Source organism: Actinoplanes sp. NPDC049681 (genome assembly GCF_044465265.1).
Lineage (GTDB): Bacteria > Actinomycetota > Actinomycetes > Mycobacteriales > Micromonosporaceae > Actinoplanes.
The window spans coordinates 18,193-36,454 of sequence record NZ_JBITLP010000008.1; the positions used below are offsets into that span (position 1 = coordinate 18,193).

Here is an 18,262-nt window from a genome sequence, read left to right on the forward strand (position 1 = left end):
CCCCCGCGCGGCGACGGCATCGGCCACGCGCGGAACCGGCGGTAGCGGAACGCCTACCGGCCCCTTCCCGGCGACGGCTGCTCATGTTCGACGTGAACCACCGCCGGCGTGGCTGAGCGAGCTGAGCCGGCTGTGCCGCTCCCACGGGACCCTTCCCGTGGGGTGATGCCGCTCGTCAGCCCCAGCTCGCCGGCCCGTTCTGCGCATTCGCCGGCGGACCGGCCTCCCGGGCTCGGAGAGGCTCGGCTAGCGTGTGCGCCGTGTCGATCTTCGCGGAGCAGCCGGGGCGGCCCGAGGACACGCCCGGCGCCGCGCTGCTGGGCGGGCGTTACCGCCTGCTGCAGCGGATCGGGGCCGGCGGGATGGGTGTGGTGTGGTCCGCCTACGACGAGGTCCTGCGCCGGCACGTCGCGGTCAAGGAACTGCGCCACAGCTGGGGAAGCACCGACCGTACCGTGGCGCAGGGGCGTGAGCGCAGCCTGCGCGAGGCTCGCGCCGCGGCTGCCCTGCACCACCCGAACATCGTGGCGGTGTACGACATCGTCGACCACGACGAGCGGCCCTGGATCGTCATGGAGTTCGTGGCGGGCCGGTCGCTGAAGGAGATGGTGGCCGGTGAGGGTCCGCTGCCGGTGGACCGCGCGATCCCTGTCGGGCTGCAACTGCTCTCGGCCCTGCAGGTGGCCCATGCCGCCGGGATCACCCACCGAGACGTCAAACCGGCCAACGTCCTGATCTGCGGCGAGGACGTGGTGCGGTTGACCGACTTCGGCATCGCCACCATGCAGGACGCCGAGACGCTCACCGAGACCGGCGCCGTGCTCGGCACGCCCGGCTATCTCGCCCCGGAACAGGCCAGAGGTCTGGCCCCCGGACCGCCCGCCGACGTGTTCGGCCTCGGCGCCACCCTCTACTACGCCATCGAGGGCGTCGGGCCCTTCCAGCGCGAGGGGTACCTGCCGATGCTGGTCGCGTACGCCCGGCACGAGATCCGGCTGCCGCAGCGCGCCGGGACCCTCGGCCCGGTGCTGCTGCGGTTGCTGGCCGCGGACCCGGCGCGCCGGCCGACGGCGGAACAGGCCCGCGAGATGCTGCTCAGCGGTGCCCCCGCGCGCACGCGCGGGCTCTCCCGGCGGGCGGTGATCGGCGCGGGCGCCGCCACGGTGGCGGCCGCGGGTGGGACGGCCCTGTGGCGGGGCACGAGAGGGCTTCCTGCCAGGGCGCAGCCCCGGGCCTCGGCACCGGTCCCGCCGAGTCCGGTGCCCGGACTGGGTGCCCCGGCCTGGCGCCGTGACGACCTGCGGCAACCGATCGCCATGGGGCCGGTCGCGGTCGGTACGGACGGCGATGCGGTCCGCGCCGTCGACCTCGAGACCGGTAAGCAGCGCTGGCGCCGTAAGGAGCCCGAGATCACCGATCTGGTGACCTTCGCCGACAACCAGGTGCTGGTGGAGGCGGGCGACGCCTTCCGCGTGCTCGACGCGGCCACCGGCGCGGTGCGGGCCGCCCGCCCGTCCGGCTCGCAGGGCATCCTGACGGGACTGGGTGGCCTGTTTCTGACGCTCGAGGGGTCGTCCACGCTGTTCGGGTACGACGCCCGCACGGGCCGCCGGAGGTGGCGTCTGCGTTGGGCCGGCGACTTCGGCTACCAGTACTGCATGAGCCGCGGCGGGCTGCTGCACGGTCAGGCGGGGAAGACCGAGCGGGACCCCTGCTGGCTGTACGGCATCGAGCCGGTCACCGGCAGAGTGGCCTGGAAGACCGCGGTGGCGCCCAAGGGCGTGATGGATGGTCCCTGGTGCACCGGCGACCGCCTCTCCGTGACGGTCGCGGCCGGTGACGCGTGGAGACTGATCACCGTGGAAGCGCGGACCGGCAAGGTGATCAGCGCCGTACCCGTCGCGACCTACATCCCGGGCGACGACTCGCCGACCGAGATCTCCGTCGTCACGTCGGCGGGCGCGATGACCCTCGTCGGCGTCAACGACGCCCGGCTGACCGCGGGGGAGTCGGGGGTGGCCGCCGCGGACGGTGCGAAACTGCGCTGGCGGCGTGCGCTGTTGAACCCGGTCGTGGCGACGAGCCGCGACGGGCGCATCTTCGCGGCATCCTACGACTCGATCCTGCACGAGCTCGATCCGGCGACGGGACGCACCCTGTGGTCGACGCCGACCCCGGGACCGGTGGAGACGCTGACCGTGGGCGCCACCATGGTGGTGACCTCGAGCGGTTTCACGGCGACGGGATATCCGCTGCGGCCCTGAACCGCGTTCATCACTGCCGGGACGAACGTTGTCATGCTGCTGGGCGACGTACTCGGTGACTATCTCCACCGGGTGGTCGTCGGCACGCAGGCCGAGGTGATCGGTCCTCCACGTTGCCGGCGTAGCGAAGAACTCCGGCCCGTAGTTCGTACGTGGCGTCCACCCGGTCGAGCCCCTCGGTGCGGTGGGTGAACAGGAGCACCGTGCGGTCCCCGGCGGCGTCCAGGAGGTCGGCCATCAGCGCCGCGGCGCCCGCCTCGTCGAGGCCTTCGGTGGGCTCGTCGAGGACCAGCAGGTCGGGCTCCGCGAGCAGGGCCCGGGCGGTGGCGAGCCGGCGCTGCTGTCCACCCGAGACGGTGCTTCCGCCGGCACCGAGCCACGTGTCCAGCCCCTGCGGCAGCCCCGCCAGCCACGGCCCGAGACCGACGCGGGTCAGGGCCGCGTGCAGCTTCGGGTCCGTCGCCGACGGGCTCGCCAGGCGCAGGTTCTCCCGTACGGTCGAAGCGAACAGGTGATCCGCGTCGTCGCTGACCAGGGCCGTACGCGCGGGCCGGCGTACCGTCCCCGAGCGGGGGTCGAGCAGCCCCGCGAGCACCGCGGCCAGGGTCGACTTCCCGCCGCCGGACGGGCCCAGCACCGCCACCTTCGCGCCGCGCGGGAGTTCGAGGTCGACGCCGCGGACGGCCGGGGGCCGCCGCGGGTCCCAGCCCGCCACCAGACCGTGCAGCACGACGCCGGCGGACTCCTGAGGCACCCGGGTCGCGGACGGGGGCTGCGTACGAATCTCCGCCAGCCTTCGCCGTGCCGCGGCCGCCCGGGCCCGCGCTACGGCGGCGTCCGGCAGGCCGGCGACGGGCTCGCCCAGCGCGACCACCGCGAGCAGCAGGACGGCGGCCCACTCGGGGGCGAGGCCGGGGGTGTGCCGGAGCGCGACCGCGGTGCCGGCGACCGCGGCGCCCCAGCCCAGCAGGCTCACCGCCGTGGCGACACCGGAGGCGTGGGCCGTCCGTGCCTCGAGCCGGGCCAGGTCGCGGCTGCGCCGGTCCGGCACGCCGAGCGCGTCACCGCCGCGCAGCGCCAGCTCCTCGACCCCCTCGACGGTCTCGACGACGGCGTCCCGCAGCTCGGCGCGGGCCTGCCCGGTGGCCGCCTCGACCCGGCCGGCGAGCCGGGTGGCGAGGGCCGGCGCCAGCACCGCCGCGATGAGCAGCCCGGCGGCGAGGGGCGGCAGCAGCCGGGGAGCCACCGCGACCGCCGCGGCCGTGGTGAGGAGTACGGTCACCGCCGCGCTCAGCGCCGGCAGCCGGCCGCGCAGCAGTCCGTCCGCCCGGGTGTCGACGTCCGCGCCGACGCGGGTGAGCAGGTCTCCCCGCCGCCGCAGGCGGGGGCCCGGCACGCGGGGGATCAGGTCGGCGTAGACCCTCGATCGCCACCGGCCCAGCCGGGCGAACGCGACGTCGTGCGCGACGAGCCGCTCGAGGTAGCGCAGCAGGGGCCGGGCGACGGCGGACCCGCGGACCAGCACGACAGCGGCCGAGAGGCTCAGCACGGGCGGGAGGTCAGCGGCCCGCACGAGCAACCATGCGGCGGCGCCGGTCAGCACGATTCCCGCCGATGACGAGGCCGCGCCCAGCACGACGGCGGTCGCGGGCCGCCCCGGCAGACTCCAACCTATCTTCCTAGGATGCGCTAGAGGGTGTGCCTTCGGTTCCGGGGGAGTCTCCGGAGAAGAGACGACGTCCGCCTCCGGTGATGCCGGCTGACGCGGCGAGGTCACGTCGACCACGCGATCCGCCTCCGCCAGCAACGCCGGGCGGTGCGCCACCACCAGCACCGCGCAGCCCCGGGTGGCGGCGGCCCGGACGAGCCTGACGACCGTTCGCTCGGTGACCGCGTCCAGGTGCGCCGTCGGCTCGTCGAGGAGGAGGACCGCCGGTTTGCGGGCCGCGGCCCGCAGCAGTGCCGCCAGGGCCAGCCGCTGCCGCTGCCCGGCCGAGACCCCGCTCCCGTGCTCGCCCAGGACCGTGCCCGCCGTGACCTCCTCGTCGAGGCCGACCGTCGCCAGCGCCCTCACGATCTCGTCCCGGTCCGCGCCGGGGAAGACGTCGGCGACCGTACGGACGTGGGGCAGCGCGGGCCGCTGGGGGAGGTACAGCACCCCCGGGCCGGCGCACGAGACCCGGCCCTCGGTGGCCGGTTGCAGGCCGGCCAGAACCCGCAGGAGTGTGGTCTTGCCGGCGCCGGACGGTCCGCGTACCGCCACGATCTCGTGGTCACGGACGGCCAGGCCGGCGATCGCCAGCGCGTCGGCCGCCGCGCCGGGATGGCGCACCCGCAGGCCCGACGCGTACAGCGCCGGGCGGGCGTCGTCACCGGTGCGGGCCGGCAGGTAGGCCGCGTCGTCGCGCAGCATCTCGTCGACGTCTTCGATCACCGCGGAGGCGTCCGCGCTCGCGTGGAAGCGGGCGGCCATCTCGCGCAGCGGCCGGTACGCCTCCGGGGCCAGCAGGATCACCAGCAGGGCCGGGCCCAGGTCCAGGGCGCCGCTCGCGACCCGCAACCCGGCCTCGACGGCGATCAGCCCCACCGACAACGTGCCGACGAGGTCCAGGGCGGTCGAGGACAGGAAGGCGAGACGCAGCACCCGTACGGTGGCGTTGCGGTGCTCGTCCGTCATCTCGCGCACGACGGCGGTCTGGCGGCCGGCCCGCCCGTACAGGCGCAGGGTCGGCAGCCCGCGCACGACGTCGAGGAAGTGGCCCGCCAAGCGGGCGTCCGCCTCCCAGGCCTGCCGGGCCCGCTGCTGCGTGGCCCAGCCGATCAGCGCGCCGAGCAGCGGGATCAGCGGCAGGGTGAGCAGGGCGATCAGCGCGGACGCGGGGTCCACGACCGCCATCGTGACGATCACCAGGGGTGGCAGGGCCACGCCGAGCACCAGCGCGGGCAGATAGCCGGAGAACCACGGGCGCACGGCGTCGAGGCCGCCGGTCAGCACGGCGCTGAGCCGGCCCCCGCCGTAGGACGCCACCCTCGCCGGGCCCTGCCGCAGCGCGGCCGCGAGCGTGCGGCGGCGCAACTCGTCGGTGACCCGGGCGGCGGTGCGCCGGGCGACGATCTGCTCGGCCCAGGTCAGCGCCGCCCGCAGCACGAAGGCGGCGGCGAGCAGGGCGACCGCGTCGCGGCCGGTGACGATCCGGGCCAGCGACACCGCGACCATCACCGTGGCTGCGGCCTGTCCGGCGCCGATCAGGGACAGAACTGCGATTCCCGTACGCCCGGAGCGCGCGTGCCGCACCAGCCGGGGATCGACCGGCCCGCGGCTCACGACGGCACCCGCTCGCTGGCGACGCGCCTGCGGAACACCCAGTAGGAGAAGGCCTGGTAGACCAGCACGCCCGGGAGCACGACCACGCCGACGACACTGAGCAGCCGCAGCGCCGACGGGGTGGCGGCCGCCCCGGTCGTGGTCAGCGACCAGGCCGGGTCGAGCGTGCTGCGCAGCACCACGTCACCGTGGACGGTGAAGACCGCGACGACCGCGCCGGCGATACCGAGGGCGGTGCCGCCGAACGCGAGGAGTTCGTGGCCGTGCCGGGCGATGAGGGCGACGCCCAGGCACAGCACCGCCGCCGCGACGACGAGCCGGGACGTGCTCAGGAATCCGGCCGCGCCGAGCAGCACGGTGCCGGCCGTGGCGAGGCGGAAACTCCAGGTGCGGGCCCGGGCGTGCACCGGCCCGGTCGTGCGCAGGGCCAGGAACGTGGCGCCGATGAGCAGGGCCGCGTACAGGGCGAGGGCGGCACCGGCGAGGGCCGGCCAGGAGACCAGCGGGGCGAGGGTGCGCCCCGGGCCGGCGCCGGTCACCTGACCGTCGGCCCCGACCGCGAGACCGTGGGTCAGCACGCCGAGGACGGCGCCCCACAGCGCCACGATGCCGGCCGAGCTCGCTGCCAGGGCGGTGTCGCAGCGGCGGCGCCACGCCGGGCCGTCGCCCTTGCCGCGGAACTCGAGGGCCACGCCCCGGACGGCGAGCAGGAGCAGCAGCACCGCCATCGGCAGGTAGAGACCGGAGAGCAGGGCGGCGTACCAGTCGGGGAACGCCGCGAAGGTGAGGCCGATGGCCGCGACGAGCCAGACCTCGTTGCCGTCCCAGAAGGGTCCGACGGTACGGACGATCGCGCCGCGTTCGTGGTCGTCGCGGCCGAGCGCGGGCCCGAGGAGGCCGACGCCGAAGTCGAAGCCCTCGAGGACGAAGAACAGCACCCAGCAGAGGACGACGAGCGAGAACCAGACGGTGACCAAGGGGTCCTCCTCAGTAGACGGGCGCCGGGACGCGGTCGGTCTGCTCGGCCGGTGCGTGCTCGGGCGCGAGCGGTTGGCGGGCGAGGTGGCGGATCAGGCGCAGCCAGACGACGGCGAGCACGCCGTAGACGACGGCGAAGCCCACCAGCGAGCCCACGACCTCGCCGCGGGTGAGGCCGGGGGAGATGCCGTCGGCCACGCGCGAGATACCGAAGGCGAGCCAGGGCTGGCGGGCGGTCTCGGTGAAGATCCAGCCGAGGCTGTTCGCGGCGGCCGGTAGGAGCGGGATCAGCGGCAGGAGCCGCAGCAGCAGCGGGTGCGTCCGGCGGTCCCGGCGCGTGCTCCACAGGTAGTACGCCGCGACGGCGGCCGCGAGCATGCCGATGCCGATCATCAGCCGGAAGCTCCAGAACGCGACCGGGATCATCGGCACGTAGCTCCCCGGGCCGAACTGGGCCGCGTACTGCGCCTGCAGGTCGTCGATGCCCTGCACGGTCGCGCCCGGGGTGCCCTTGGCGAGGATGGACAGCAGCCGGGGGATCTCGATGCTCAGGAACGGCTTCCCGCCGCCCGGGTCGCCGACGGCGAAGACCGAGAAGGGTGCGCCCGCGGTGGTGGCGTAGAGGGCCTCGGCGGCGGCCATCTTCATCGGCTGCACCTCGGTGATGACCTTGCCCAGGTGATCGCCCGTGACGGCGGTCAGGGCGCCACCCACGACGGTCAGCCAGGCGCCGAGGCGGGCCAGCGTCCGGAAAGCCGCTTCCCCCGCCGCGCGCAGCCGCCAGGCGCCCACCGCGAGCAGGAGCGATCCGCCCGCCATCAGCGCTCCGGAGAGGGTGTGCGGGAACGCGGCGAGGTTCACCTTGTTGAGCAGCAGGGCGCCGAAGTCGTCGAGGCGGGCGCGGCCGGTGACCGGGTCCAGCGAGTACCCGACCGGGTTCTGCATGAACGAGTTCGCGGCCAGGATGATGAACGCGGACAGCACGGTGCCGACGGCCACCACGACGATGGTGGCGGCGTGCAGCCGGCGCGGCAGCCGCTCCCAGCCGAAGTACCAGAGCGCGAGGAACGTGGCTTCGAGGAAGAAGGCGAGCATCCCCTCGATGGCCAGGGTGGGCCCGAAGACGTCGCCGTAGAACCGGGCGAAGTTGCTCCAGCCCATGCCGAACTGGAATTCCTGCACGAGGCCGGTGACCACACCGACGGCGAACGTGACGATCAGCAGCTTCCCGACGAACTTGGTCAGGTCGCGGTAGGTCTCCCTGCCCGTACGCAGCCAGGCGATGTGCAGCCCGGCCGCGGTGGCGGCGAGGCTGATGGACAGCGGCACGAAGAAGTAGTGGTAGATCGTCACGACCGCGAACTGGAGCCGGGTCAGGTCGAGCACGTCCACGTCGGCATCCCCTCTACGACATCTCGTAGTAGATACTACGACGTGTAGTACGACGCCGTGCAGTAGAGTGGGTCACATGGCGTTGGGGGACCTCGAGCGGGAGGTCATGCAGCAGTTGTGGGATGCCGCGGAGCCGCTGACCGTCCGGCAGGTGCACGAGCGGCTCAGCCGGGAGCGCGACCTGGCGTACACGACGGTGATGACCGTGCTGGACCGGCTGGCCCGCAAGGGCGTGGTCACCCAGCACAAGGCGGACCGGGCCTACCGCTACGCGCCGGCGCAGTCTCGCGAGGAGATGACGGCGGCGCTGATGCTCGACGCGCTCAGCACCGCCCCGGACGGCGTACGCGACGCCGCGCTGGCCCACTTCGTCGGGCGCATCGACCCGTCGATGCTGACCGCCGCCATCGAGGCGGCCCGGAGGGATTCGGCCGCCGGGTCGTGACCGCCCTGCTGCTCGGCGCGCTGGGCCTCACCCTGTCGCTGGTCGTGCCGGGGACGCTCGCCGCTGCCCGGTGGCCCGGCCGTGCGCCGGCGGCCGCGGTGGCCCTCTGGCAGAGCATCACCCTGACCGGCATCCTCTGCGCCCTGGGCGTCGTGCTCGCCGGCCCCCAGGAGCTGGTCGGCGCACTGGGCTCCGGCCGGCCGGCGGGGGCGGCCGCCCTGGTCGCGGCCCTGGTGGTGGCGACCGTGATCATCGTCCGGCTGCTCGTGTCGCTCGCCGGGGTGACCTACCGCTCGCGGACCCGCCGCGCCCGGCACCGGATGCTCGTGGATCTGCTCGACGACGCCGAACGCCACGGCGAGCTGCCGGCCGAGGTGCCGCACGGCCTGCGGGTGCTCGACGGCCCGCTGCCGTTCGCGTACTGCCTGCCGGGCCGCAATCCCCGGGTCGTGGTCAGCGGGGGAGCCCTGCGCGTGCTGAACCGGGCGCAGGTGGCCGCCGTCATCGCTCACGAACAGGCACACCTGCGCCACCGGCACGACCTGGTGCTCGAGTCCTTCACCGCGTTCTACCGGGCGGTGCCGCGGCCGCTGCGCAGCCGGGCGCCGCTGGACGCCGTGCACCTGCTGCTCGAGATGGTCGCCGACGACGCGGCCCGGCGTCGCTGCGGGGCCGAGCCGCTGCGCACCGCCCTGTCCGTCCTGAGCGACGCGGTGAGCCCGGACGTCCCGGCGGAGGCCGGTGGCGACGCCGGCGAGGAGCGGCGCCGCCGCCTCGAGCGGCTCGCCGGGACGGATGCCGGATCTCCGATGTGGACCGTGGTGGCCGTCCTGATTGCGGTGAGTTTGATCGTGTTACCCACAGTGATCCTGGTGGTGCCCTGGCTGGGGCGCGCGCTGACCGCCTGGCCGCTTTAAGTCTTTCTTAATCACAGCGGGTCACGTGCGATATGCGGTGAGTGCCCGGGTATCACCGGGTTTAGTTCTGCGGTGATCGGGAGTACGGTGGTGCCCGGCTCGTCGGTCCCCCCTCGTCCAAACCGGGCGAACCGATGAGTCACCGCTCAATCGTGCGCTGTTCGACCGAGCCTGATCGTGCACCACGAACCGGGGACCCAGGGACCTGGGGTGAAGCCGCGGCACCATCGCGGCCGGGCGTTCTTCCCGTCCGAACCCGACAGCTAACCCGGTCGGCGGCTGAGGGAAGAAAGGACACTGCACCTTCGTGAAACGGATTGGGGCGCGCCGCGCCACGATTCTGCGCAGTCTGCTCGGTGTCGTCGCCGCGGTCGGGGTCCTGCTGGTGCCCACCGCGGCCCACGCGACCCCGTCACCCTCGACCATCGAGAAGCAGATCGACGAGCAGTGGGACAAACTCGAGTCGATCATCGAGCAGTACAACGACGTGCACAACCAGCTGATCAAGAACCGTGCACAGCTCAAGAAGATCAACGACCGGCTGGAGCCCCTCCAGCTGGAGGTGGATCTGGCCATGTCCCAGGTGGGCGGCATGGCCGCCGACGCGTACATGCAGGGCTCGCCCGGCGCGATGGAGGCCATGGTGGTCAGCGGCTCGCCGACCGGTCTGACCGAGAAACTCACGTTCCTCGACCAGATCGCCCGCCACCAGCGTCAGCAGGTGGCCGGCGCGGCGCAGCTCCGCGACAAGTACGCGCGGGACAAGGCGGCACTGGTGACCCTGACCGACGCCGTGGCGGCCCGTGACAAGGACCTCGGCGCGCGGAAGGCGGAGATCCAGAAGAAGGTCGACGCCCTGCAGAAACTGCGGATCCAGGCGTACGGCTCGGCGGGTGCGAACGACGGCCCGCTGCGCACCGGTCCCTGCCCGGTGAACTACACCAACGACAAGGGCGGGCGCGCGGCACAGAAGGCGTGCGACCTGATCGGCATGCCGTACGTCTTCGGGGCGGAGGGGCCGCGCGGTTACGACTGCTCGGGCCTGACCAAGGTGGCATGGGCCTCCGTGGGGGTGCACCTGGAGCACTTCACGGGTGATCAGATCCACGAGGGCCGGGCCGTCAGCCGCAGCGAACTGCAACCGGGCGACCTGATCTTCTACGGCAGTCCGGTGCATCACGTGGGCATCTACGTGGGCGGCGGCATCATGGTGCATGCACCCCACACGGGTGACCATGTGCGCATGGCGCCGATCGACCGCAGCGGTGCCATCACGGGCATGCGCCGCCCGGGCTGACCCGGGCACCCGCACCACGCCGAAGAGCCGCCACGTCCCGCGTGGCGGCTCTTCGCGTGCCGGTCAGCCCTCGACGCGGTGCGCCGCCCAGAAGGACGTGAGATCCGTCGAGCCGGCGGCGGCCTGAGCGGCCGCCTTGAAGTCGGCCACAGTCGAGACGCCGTACCAGTGCGAGGCCGCGTACGAGCGCAGCAGCTGCGTCATCGCCGTGCTCCCGATCAGCCGGCGCAGGTCGTGCAGGGTGCACTTGCCGTACCCGTAGACGACCGTGCTGTAGCGGCTCGAGTGCGCGTCCCAGTACGCCATCGAGTTCGTCAGCTTCTCGGCGGACGACTGCCAGGTGATGCCGCACCCGGAGCCGGTCTTGTTGAAGTACAGATCGGTGGCGTAGTCGGTGAAGCCCTCGTCCAGCCACGGCGTGCTGTACTCGTCGTCGCCCACGATGCCGTAGAACCACTGGTGCGCCAGCTCGTGGGCCAGCGCGGTCGAGCTGACCAGGTCCAGCACGAAGCCCGGGTACTCCATCCCGCCGAACCAGAATCCGTTGTCGAGGACCACGTCGGCCTCCCCGTACGGGTACGCGCCGAATCGGGAGGCGTGGGCGTCCAGGGCACCGGTGGCGACCGACAGCATCGAGGAGGCGCTGCGGTTGGAGATCGACGCGACCGAGTAGACGTTCACCTTGACGCCGGCCGCGGTCGTACCGGAGATCTTCTTGAACGGGCCCGCCGCCCAGGCGAACTCGCGCACCTGCTTGCCGACCGCGTGGGTGACGGTCCGCCCGGCGGTCCCGGCGCTGTCGGTGGAGGTGCCCGTCGCCGGCACGGCCATCGAGGTGGGGTGGTCGAGCGTGACGTCGTAGTCGCTCGCCAGCTGGTAGAAGGACTCCCCGTTGTTCGTGTACGGGTCGAGGTGCCACCCGGCCCCGTCGCGCACGGCCAGCACGGGCAGCGCGTTGCCGATGAAGTAGTAGCTCCCGTCGTGCCCGAAGCGGTCCACGCCGGACGGGATCACGATCTTCAGGTCGAAACCGACGCTCGCCGACCGGCCCTGGGCCAGCGGCGCCGGCAGCGTGATCGGCAACGCGGTGCAGGCCACTGAGAGGGATCCCGCCGTCCCGCCCGTCACGTTGCTGACGGTGATCGGCATGGCCGCGCAGGTGCCGTGCGCGTTGTCCCACAGGCGCAGGTAGATCTCGGTCAGGGGCTCGGCGGAGGCGTTCGTGAACGAGATGCTCTGATGCCCGGTCCAGGTCCCGCCGGCCGTGTCGCTGGAGAGCGAGACGGTGTACGCCGGGGTCGCCGGCGTACGGGTGGGGTCCGTGGCCGCGGCCGCCGCCGGACCGCCCGGCACGGCGAGCGCCGGGGCCAGCAGCAGCAGTCCCGTGAGGAGTTTGGTAACCATTCGACGAGCTTGGATCTCGCCGGGCCCGCCGGTCAATGGAGGAAACCCTTGTCGGGTCACATCCAGGGCGCGCTGATCTCCTCCTCGACGTACAGCGTCGTGCCGTTGCGGCCCCGGCGCTTCGACCGTTGCATGGCCGTGGTCGCGTGGCTCAGGATCGTCGCCGCATCGGAGCCGCCCGGGTACGCCAGCGCGATCCCCACGCTGCAGCCGACGTTCATGCGGACCCCGGCGACCGCCGCGTTGCCCGCCACGCCCTCGACGATCCGCCGCGCCACGTGCAGGGCCTCGTCGGCGTTGCGTACCCGCGTCAGCAGCACCCCGAACTCGTCGCCGCCCATGCGCGCGGCCGTGTCGGTGTCGCGGGTGATGCGCTTCAGGACGTGGCTGACCGTCTGCAGCAGGCGGTCGCCGACCTCGTGGCCGTACAGGTCGTTGACGGCCTTGAAGCCGTCGAGGTCGCAGTAGATCATCGCCACCGGGTACTGGTACCGGGTGCCCTGGGCGAGCGCCCGCTCCAGGTCCCGGTGCAGCGTCGGGCCGTTCGCCAGCCCGGTCAGGCCGTCGTGCGATGCCGCGTACGCGATCCGCTCCTGGGCCTCCCGGCGCTCGGTGATGTCGCGCTGGTGGCTGACGATCGCGTGCACCGCGGGGTGGGCCAGCATGTTGCGCGCGATGATCTCGTGCCAGTGCCAGGACCCGTTCGCGTGCCGGACCCGCACCTCCGCCGAGTGCTCGACCGTGCTGTCCGAGGCCAGCAGCCGGGTGAACAGCTCGCGGGAGGCCGTCTCGTCCTCGGGGTGGAACAGGCCGCGCATCACCTTGCCGCGCAGCTCCTCCGGCTGGTAGCCCATCATCGTGCGGGCGGCCGGGCTGACCCACGTCACGTCGCCCTCGGCGTCGCTCATCGTGATGACCTCGGAGCCGTCGCGCACCAGCGCCCGGACCCGCTCCTCGCTCATCCGGCTCGCCGCCTCGGCCTGCTCGCGGCCGGCCACGAACTGCCCGAGGGTGCGCGCCGTCGTGGCGGTGCCGAGCGCCATCAGCAGCGCCAGGCCGTGCGACGTGGAGCCGCCGACATAGCTGGGCAGCACGCCGCAGGCGACGAGGAGCTGGCCGGTGGCGAGGCCCGCGACGCTCGCCGCCGCGGCCGGTTTCCACGCCCGCGACCCGGACTGGCGTACGTGCACGGTGAGGATGTGCAGGTGGGCGACGGCCAGCAGGGCGCCCCACCCGATCAGGTACATCGTCGCCGTGCTGGCGAGGATGTGCACGGGGATCCGCAGCCACAGCCGGCGGCCGGTGTCGCCGCCGGCGATCCGCAGCTGCACCTGCGGCTGCATCCAGGCCGTGGTGATGATCAGCGGCAGGGCCACGGCCCACAGCGGTCCGTCCCCGCCCAGCCCGAAGCGGCGCAGCACGGCGACGGCGGCCAGCACGAGCAGCGGTTCCACACCGTTGCGGGCGAACCGTGCCGCCTTAGCCAGCGAACTGTCCCTCACGTCGACCTCGCCTGTCGAGCCGGACCTTGCGCGCCGGGCGCGCGCCGGCCTGACCATCGACAGGCCCCGCCGGAATCCAAATCATCCGGCGGGAAAGACCGTGATGTCCGATTCGGCCGGGCCTTGGGCGCCGGGGAGCGCGCGGCGGCGCGGGCATAATCGCCTGTCATGAGCGACGCCCTGATCGAGAGCCTCACCGCCGCGGTCGGCGCCCGGCCCGACGACCTGCCGCTGCGCCAGCACCTGGCCGAGCTGCTGGTGGCGGCCGGCCGGCCGGCCGAGGCGGTCGGGCACGCCGCCCACATCCTGGCTCGCAACCCGGGTGACGCGGCGGCCCGGCAGATCATGGCGGCGGCTCTCGGCCCGGGCCCGGCGCCCGGTGCGCCGCCGGCACCCTCGCCGTCACCCGCAGGGGTGGACTGGGAGGCTCTCGAAGGTGAATTCCGCGGCATCGTCCCGCCCCGGTTCGTCACGGGCGGCGCGGACCGGGCGTTCGACGTCGAGCGGGCCGGCGTCACCCTGGCCGACGTCGGCGGCATGCAAGACGTCAAGGAGCGGCTCGAGCTCTCCTTCCTCGGCCCACTGCGCAACCCCGGGCTGCGCGGCCTGTACGGCAAGAGCCTGCGTGGCGGCCTCCTGCTGTACGGCCCACCGGGCTGCGGCAAGACCTTCCTCGCCCGCGCCGTGGCGGGAGAGGCGGGAGCCGCCTTCCTGTCCCTGTCGGTGGTCGACGTGCTGGCGATGTGGGTCGGCAGCTCCGAGCGCAACCTGCACGACCTGTTCGCGGCGGCCCGCGCCCACGCCCCCTGTGTGCTGTTCCTCGACGAGATCGACGCGCTCGGGCACAAGCGCAGCCAGCTGTCCTCGTCGGGGCTGCGCACGCTGGTCAACCAGCTGCTGACCGAGCTCGACGGGATCGACGGCGGCAACGACGGGGTTTTCGTGCTCGCCGCCACCAACGCGCCGTGGGACGTCGACGCCGCCCTGCGCCGGCCCGGTCGCCTCGACCGCACCGTGCTGGTGCTGCCTCCGGACGAGCCCGCCCGCGCCGCCGTCCTCGAGTACCACCTGCGGGACCGTCCGATCGCCGGCGTCGACCTGGGCCGGCTGGCGGCCGCCACCGACACGTACTCGGGCGCTGACCTGGCCCACGTCTGCGAGACCGCCGCCGAGTACGCGATGCGCGACTCCCTGGCCACCGGCGAGGTTCGCATGATCACGCAGGATGATCTGGCGGCGGCGGTCCGCGAGGTCCGGCCCTCGACCGGTGCCTGGTTCGCCACCGCACGCACCGTGGCGGTGTTCGGCAACCAGGGCGGCGAGTACGACGACCTGGCGGCGTACCTGAAGCAGCGCAAGCTCCTGTGACCCGGGACGACCCCTACCGCCGGGCCCGGCACCTCGCGGAGCTGGGCCGGCACGCCGACGCGGAGGCGGAGCTGCGTGCGGCCCTCGCCGCGGAGCCGGGCGACGCCGACCTGCTCACCCTCCTCGGATACGTCCTGCGCCGGCACCACGACTACGAGGCCGCCCTGGAGGCCTGCGACGCGGCGATCGCGGCCGACGCCCGGCTCGCCGACGCCCACGCCGAACGCGCCGAGTCCCTGATGGCGCTGATCCGGGACGCGGACGCGATCGCGGCGGCCGGGGAGGCGGCCCGTCTCGCGCCGTACGAGCCCGCCGGCCACCTCGTCCTGGCCCGGGCGCTCGCCTCCGCCGGCCGGCACGACGAGGCGCGTACGGCGGCCCGGCACGGCCTGTCCCTCGCGCCCCAGTCGGTGGACGCCCTGCTCACGGTCGCCGGCGTCGAACGCGGTGCCGGCCGCCGGAAGGAGGCCGAGCAGGCGGCGCGGCAGGCCCTGGCGATCGATCCGGCGAGCCCGTACGGCCGCTGGCTCATGGCGATGCTCGACGCCGAGCGCCTCCACGTCGGCCGCTCGATGCGGGCCCTGCACGACGTGGCCCGCGACGACCCGGCGCGGCCGGACGTGATCTCGATGACCTGGCCGGTCCGGAGCCTGCTCAGCGCGCTGCGCCGCTGGCTCGCCGCGGCGGTGCTGCTGGTGGCGGCCGCCGCGCCGGCCGCGACGTGGTGGCGGCCCGCCGCCGGGGCGAGCCGCGTCCTCGCCGCCCTGTTCGCCGCCGTGGTGGCCGGCTTCGGTCTGCGCGTGCTGCTCCCCGCCGGCCGGCTCCCGTGGCGCTGCCTGCGCCTGGTGCCGCGGCGGCTGCGCCGGGCCACCCTCGGCGGCACGGCGACGGTCGCCGTGATGGTGGCACTGCTGACGGCGTACGCGATGACGGGTCTGTGGTGGTTGCCGATCCTGGCCCTCGCGGCGGTGCCGGCGCTGGTGGCCCTCGGCGCGGCAGAACGGGCCGGGGCGCGGCCGGAGGGGCGTCGATGAGCCACGGACACCAGCACGGCCCGGTTCCGCGGGCTCACGGCGTACCGGGCGCCGCACCGAGCTGCCCCTGCTGATCGCCGCCGGCAGCGAAACGATCGGCGAGCTGCGCCCGGTGCGGCCCGCCCGGGACCGCGGGTAGCCGGGCCGGGGACGCGCGGAACGGCACCCGCCGCGCCCCCGGCCCGGTGGCTCAGCAGTTGCGCAGCTCGGGGGACTGGTTCAGCAGCTGACCCCGCGGCGAGACGAAGGCCTGGTAGCGCTCCCCGCCCACCGCCCCGAACCGGAACGCGGCGACGCGGTGGCAGTTCTGGAACGCGAGCCGGGCACCGAAGTGCCGCTCCAGCCCGCCCCGGATGGCATCGCTGGCCAGGGCCCGCAGGAGCTGGCCGCGCTCGGTCTCGGACGGCGGCGGCACCTCGTGGTCGGCGACATCGGCACCGTCGCGGCCGAGGTCGGCCATGACGGAGCTGACGACCTGCCACGCGTACGGCAGCGAGGTGCGGACACAGTCGACGAACTCGGCGTCGGAGACCTCGCCGCGCTCGGCCACGGCGAGCAGATCGGGGGAGACGTTCAGGGACATGCGGTTCCTTTCCGTACGGGAGGTCACCGGCCGGACGGCCGGCGACGCGGTCCATCTTGTTGGCAACGATTTTCATTGTAAAGTGCGGCACGCCGGTCACCGCCCGGATTGACGACCCGGCGCGGCCGTGCTGGGCTGGGGACCGTGATCCTCGACTGGCCCGGCTGCCGCAACGCCCGCGACCTGGGCGGACTGCCCACCATGGACGGATCGCGCATCCGCGCCGGCGCGCTCGTGCGCTCCGACCACCACGGCCGGATGAGCCCCGGGACCGTGGCACGCATCCGCGCCACCGGGCTCGGCCGGGTTCTGGACCTGCGCTGGCCGCGGGAGCTCGCCGAGGACCCGAGCCCCTTCGCCGGCGACCCGGTCTACGCGCACGTGCCGCTGCTCATGGACCCGATCACGTACGAGATCCCCGAGGATTCCTACGGCCCGCTGCTCGACCACAACCAGGACCGCGTCGCCGCTGCCTTCCGGTCCATAGCCACCGCCCCGCCGGGTGCTGTCGTCGTGCACTGCAATGCGGGCCGCGACCGCACGGGCGCCCTCGTCGCCCTGGTCCTCGCCGTTGCCGGAGTCCCGCCGGAAGCGATCGCCGACGACTACGCGCTGACCGAGGGCACCAAGCCCGCCGCCATCCTCAACACGCTGACGCACGCCGAGGAGAAGTACGGCGGCGTCGAGGCGTACCTGCAGACCATCGGCGTGAGCCCCGCGGAGATCGACGCCGTCCGTCACCGCCTCCGCGAGCCGGCCTAGCCCCGGAGCCGGGTCCAGCTGGGGCGGTCGCCCCAGATCGAGAGAGGGTCCAGGTACGGCCGGGCGAGCGTGGTCAGCTCCGGGTCGCCGCGCCCGTGGAGCTCGTTCTGGGCGATCGTGCGGACGGTGCCGGCGAGGATGTCGGCCAGCTGCACGCGGGGCTCGGACTCGGCGGCCGCCAGGCGTACCTGCTCGAGCGTCAGCCCGGCGCGCCGCAGGATGCGTTGCACGCCGGCGATCCGCTGGGCGGGGAGCATGGTCTGCCGGTCGTGGACGATCGTCACCGGCCGCCCGTCGTGGCCCCAGTGCGCGACCGCCCGTACCAGCGCGGGGATCAAAGGGTCGAGGATCGAGAGCGAAGGATCGTTCCTCATCCGTACGCGCAGAGCCACGGCCCTGTCCCGCGCGGCCGGTCCGCCCGCGATGCCCGCCGCCCCGTCCCGGACCGCGGTGAAGAACGCGTCGACGGGGCCGTCGACGTCCTCGCGTTTTTTGCCGCGCATGAGGTCGTTCGCGGCGACGAGCAGGCCGTGTCCGTCGCGTCCGCGGCCGACCAGGCGGTACAGCTCGTCCGAGGCTGCCCGGGCGTGCCGGTCGGTGCTGAGGCCGGGCGTGTCCGCGTCGGCGTGCAGGAGGTCGGTGAGCTTGCCGAGGACGAAGCACACCTTGTCGATGAGGTAGACGTGGGCGTGGCGGAACAGCGGGCTGGAGGGTCCGAGGAACCACACGAGCACGGCCCGGTTCTTCTCGCGCAGCAGGTGGGTCGCCTTGTACTCCGTGGCGGGGGAGCGGATCCGTTGCCGCAGCTCGGAGAGGCAGGCGGCGGCGACGCCGGCGGGCAGGTGGACGCCCGCGTGCGCGAAGACGTCCGTCGTGGTGCCGACGAGCTTCTCGCCCTCGTACCCGGATTCGTCGCACGCGATCTCGGCTGCCTGCACGAAATGATTATGTCTGATGTTACGAAGGCGCCCAACAGTTCTAGAACTCTGCC

14 protein-coding genes and 1 riboswitch are annotated in these 18,262 nt (G+C 73.7%); of the genes, 7 read left to right on the top strand and 7 right to left on the bottom strand.

Annotated elements, in window-relative coordinates; genetic code table 11:
* Positions 1-260 precede the first annotated feature (260 nt).
* Positions 261-2,264 carry a protein kinase gene (locus ACIBO8_RS27680; protein WP_396118246.1) on the top strand — a complete coding sequence of 668 codons (2,004 nt, stop codon included), beginning with the start codon at positions 261-263 and terminating at the stop codon, positions 2,262-2,264.
* A 31-nt stretch (positions 2,265-2,295) separates the two neighbouring features.
* Here the strand turns inward: ACIBO8_RS27680 and cydC are convergent, their stop codons facing one another.
* From cydC to ACIBO8_RS27695, 3 genes are read right to left on the bottom strand one after another with little or no spacing between them, the layout of a single operon-like run.
* Entirely contained in the window at positions 2,296-5,589 is a 3,294-nt protein-coding gene (cydC, locus tag ACIBO8_RS27685) for a thiol reductant ABC exporter subunit CydC (protein WP_396118247.1), read from the bottom strand.
* On the bottom strand, positions 5,586-6,566 hold the full coding sequence (gene cydB / locus ACIBO8_RS27690; RefSeq protein WP_396118248.1) for a cytochrome d ubiquinol oxidase subunit II: 981 nt from the start codon (positions 6,564-6,566) through the stop codon (positions 5,586-5,588). The genes cydC and cydB overlap by 4 nt, the downstream gene beginning before the upstream one ends.
* 10 nt (positions 6,567-6,576) lie before the next feature.
* Positions 6,577-7,959: a cytochrome ubiquinol oxidase subunit I gene (locus ACIBO8_RS27695; protein WP_396118249.1), complete on the bottom strand. Its 1,383-nt coding sequence runs from the start codon at positions 7,957-7,959 to the stop codon at positions 6,577-6,579.
* Between the two features lie 76 nt (positions 7,960-8,035).
* Between ACIBO8_RS27695 and ACIBO8_RS27700 the strand changes: the two genes are divergently transcribed.
* The 3 genes from ACIBO8_RS27700 (at position 8,036) to ACIBO8_RS27710 (ending at position 10,618) form a co-directional block, all read left to right on the top strand.
* Complete coding sequence (locus ACIBO8_RS27700) at positions 8,036-8,404, top strand: BlaI/MecI/CopY family transcriptional regulator (protein WP_396118250.1); 369 nt, start codon at positions 8,036-8,038, stop codon at positions 8,402-8,404.
* Positions 8,401-9,321 carry a M56 family metallopeptidase gene (locus ACIBO8_RS27705; protein ID WP_396118251.1) on the top strand — a complete coding sequence of 307 codons (921 nt, stop codon included), beginning with the start codon at positions 8,401-8,403 and terminating at the stop codon, positions 9,319-9,321. The genes ACIBO8_RS27700 and ACIBO8_RS27705 overlap by 4 nt, the downstream gene beginning before the upstream one ends.
* A 158-nt stretch (positions 9,322-9,479) precedes the next feature.
* Positions 9,480-9,614: riboswitch (cyclic di-AMP (ydaO/yuaA leader) on the top strand.
* 14 nt (positions 9,615-9,628) lie between these two features.
* On the top strand, positions 9,629-10,618 hold the full coding sequence (locus tag ACIBO8_RS27710) for an NlpC/P60 family protein (protein WP_396118252.1): 990 nt from the start codon (positions 9,629-9,631) through the stop codon (positions 10,616-10,618).
* Positions 10,619-10,681: 63 nt separating this feature from the next.
* Here ACIBO8_RS27710 and ACIBO8_RS27715 read toward each other — a convergent pair whose 3' ends face one another.
* Together ACIBO8_RS27715 and ACIBO8_RS27720 are read right to left on the bottom strand one after the other, a co-directional pair.
* A complete protein-coding gene (locus ACIBO8_RS27715) occupies positions 10,682-12,022 on the bottom strand; it encodes a M1 family metallopeptidase (protein ID WP_396118253.1) in 1,341 nt (446 codons plus the stop codon).
* Positions 12,023-12,078: 56 nt separating this feature from the next.
* Positions 12,079-13,524: a diguanylate cyclase domain-containing protein gene (locus tag ACIBO8_RS27720; protein ID WP_396118254.1), complete on the bottom strand. Its 1,446-nt coding sequence runs from the start codon at positions 13,522-13,524 to the stop codon at positions 12,079-12,081.
* A gap of 168 nt (positions 13,525-13,692) precedes the next feature.
* Here ACIBO8_RS27720 and ACIBO8_RS27725 point away from each other — a divergent pair, with 168 nt between their 5' ends.
* Positions 13,693-14,892 carry an AAA family ATPase gene (locus tag ACIBO8_RS27725; RefSeq protein WP_396118255.1) on the top strand — a complete coding sequence of 400 codons (1,200 nt, stop codon included), beginning with the start codon at positions 13,693-13,695 and terminating at the stop codon, positions 14,890-14,892.
* Positions 14,889-15,926, top strand: a complete 1,038-nt coding sequence (locus tag ACIBO8_RS27730; RefSeq protein WP_396118256.1) for a tetratricopeptide repeat protein — start codon at positions 14,889-14,891, stop codon at positions 15,924-15,926. The genes ACIBO8_RS27725 and ACIBO8_RS27730 overlap by 4 nt, the downstream gene beginning before the upstream one ends.
* A 190-nt stretch (positions 15,927-16,116) precedes the next feature.
* Here the strand turns inward: ACIBO8_RS27730 and ACIBO8_RS27735 are convergent, their stop codons facing one another.
* Entirely contained in the window at positions 16,117-16,509 is a 393-nt protein-coding gene (locus tag ACIBO8_RS27735) for an SCO5389 family protein (protein ID WP_396118257.1), read from the bottom strand.
* A gap of 144 nt (positions 16,510-16,653) precedes the next feature.
* Here ACIBO8_RS27735 and ACIBO8_RS27740 point away from each other — a divergent pair, with 144 nt between their 5' ends.
* Entirely contained in the window at positions 16,654-17,271 is a 618-nt protein-coding gene (locus ACIBO8_RS27740; protein ID WP_396118258.1) for a tyrosine-protein phosphatase, read from the top strand.
* Here ACIBO8_RS27740 and ACIBO8_RS27745 read toward each other — a convergent pair.
* On the bottom strand, positions 17,268-18,209 hold the full coding sequence (locus tag ACIBO8_RS27745) for a hypothetical protein (protein ID WP_396118259.1): 942 nt from the start codon (positions 18,207-18,209) through the stop codon (positions 17,268-17,270). The two genes, ACIBO8_RS27740 and ACIBO8_RS27745, sit on opposite strands and share 4 nt — an antisense overlap.
* Positions 18,210-18,262 lie beyond the last annotated feature (53 nt).

Bases quoted from the DNA above. Each gene is read 5' to 3' on its own strand.
- ACIBO8_RS27700 (WP_396118250.1), top strand. From the start codon at position 8,036: ATGGCGTTGGGGGACCTCGAGCGGGAGGTCATGCAGCAGTTGTGGGAT.
- ACIBO8_RS27715 (WP_396118253.1), bottom strand. From the start codon at position 12,022: ATGGTTACCAAACTCCTCACGGGACTGCTGCTGCTGGCCCCGGCGCTC.
- ACIBO8_RS27725 (WP_396118255.1), top strand. From the start codon at position 13,693: ATGAGCGACGCCCTGATCGAGAGCCTCACCGCCGCGGTCGGCGCCCGG.
- ACIBO8_RS27735 (WP_396118257.1), bottom strand. From the start codon at position 16,509: ATGTCCCTGAACGTCTCCCCCGATCTGCTCGCCGTGGCCGAGCGCGGC.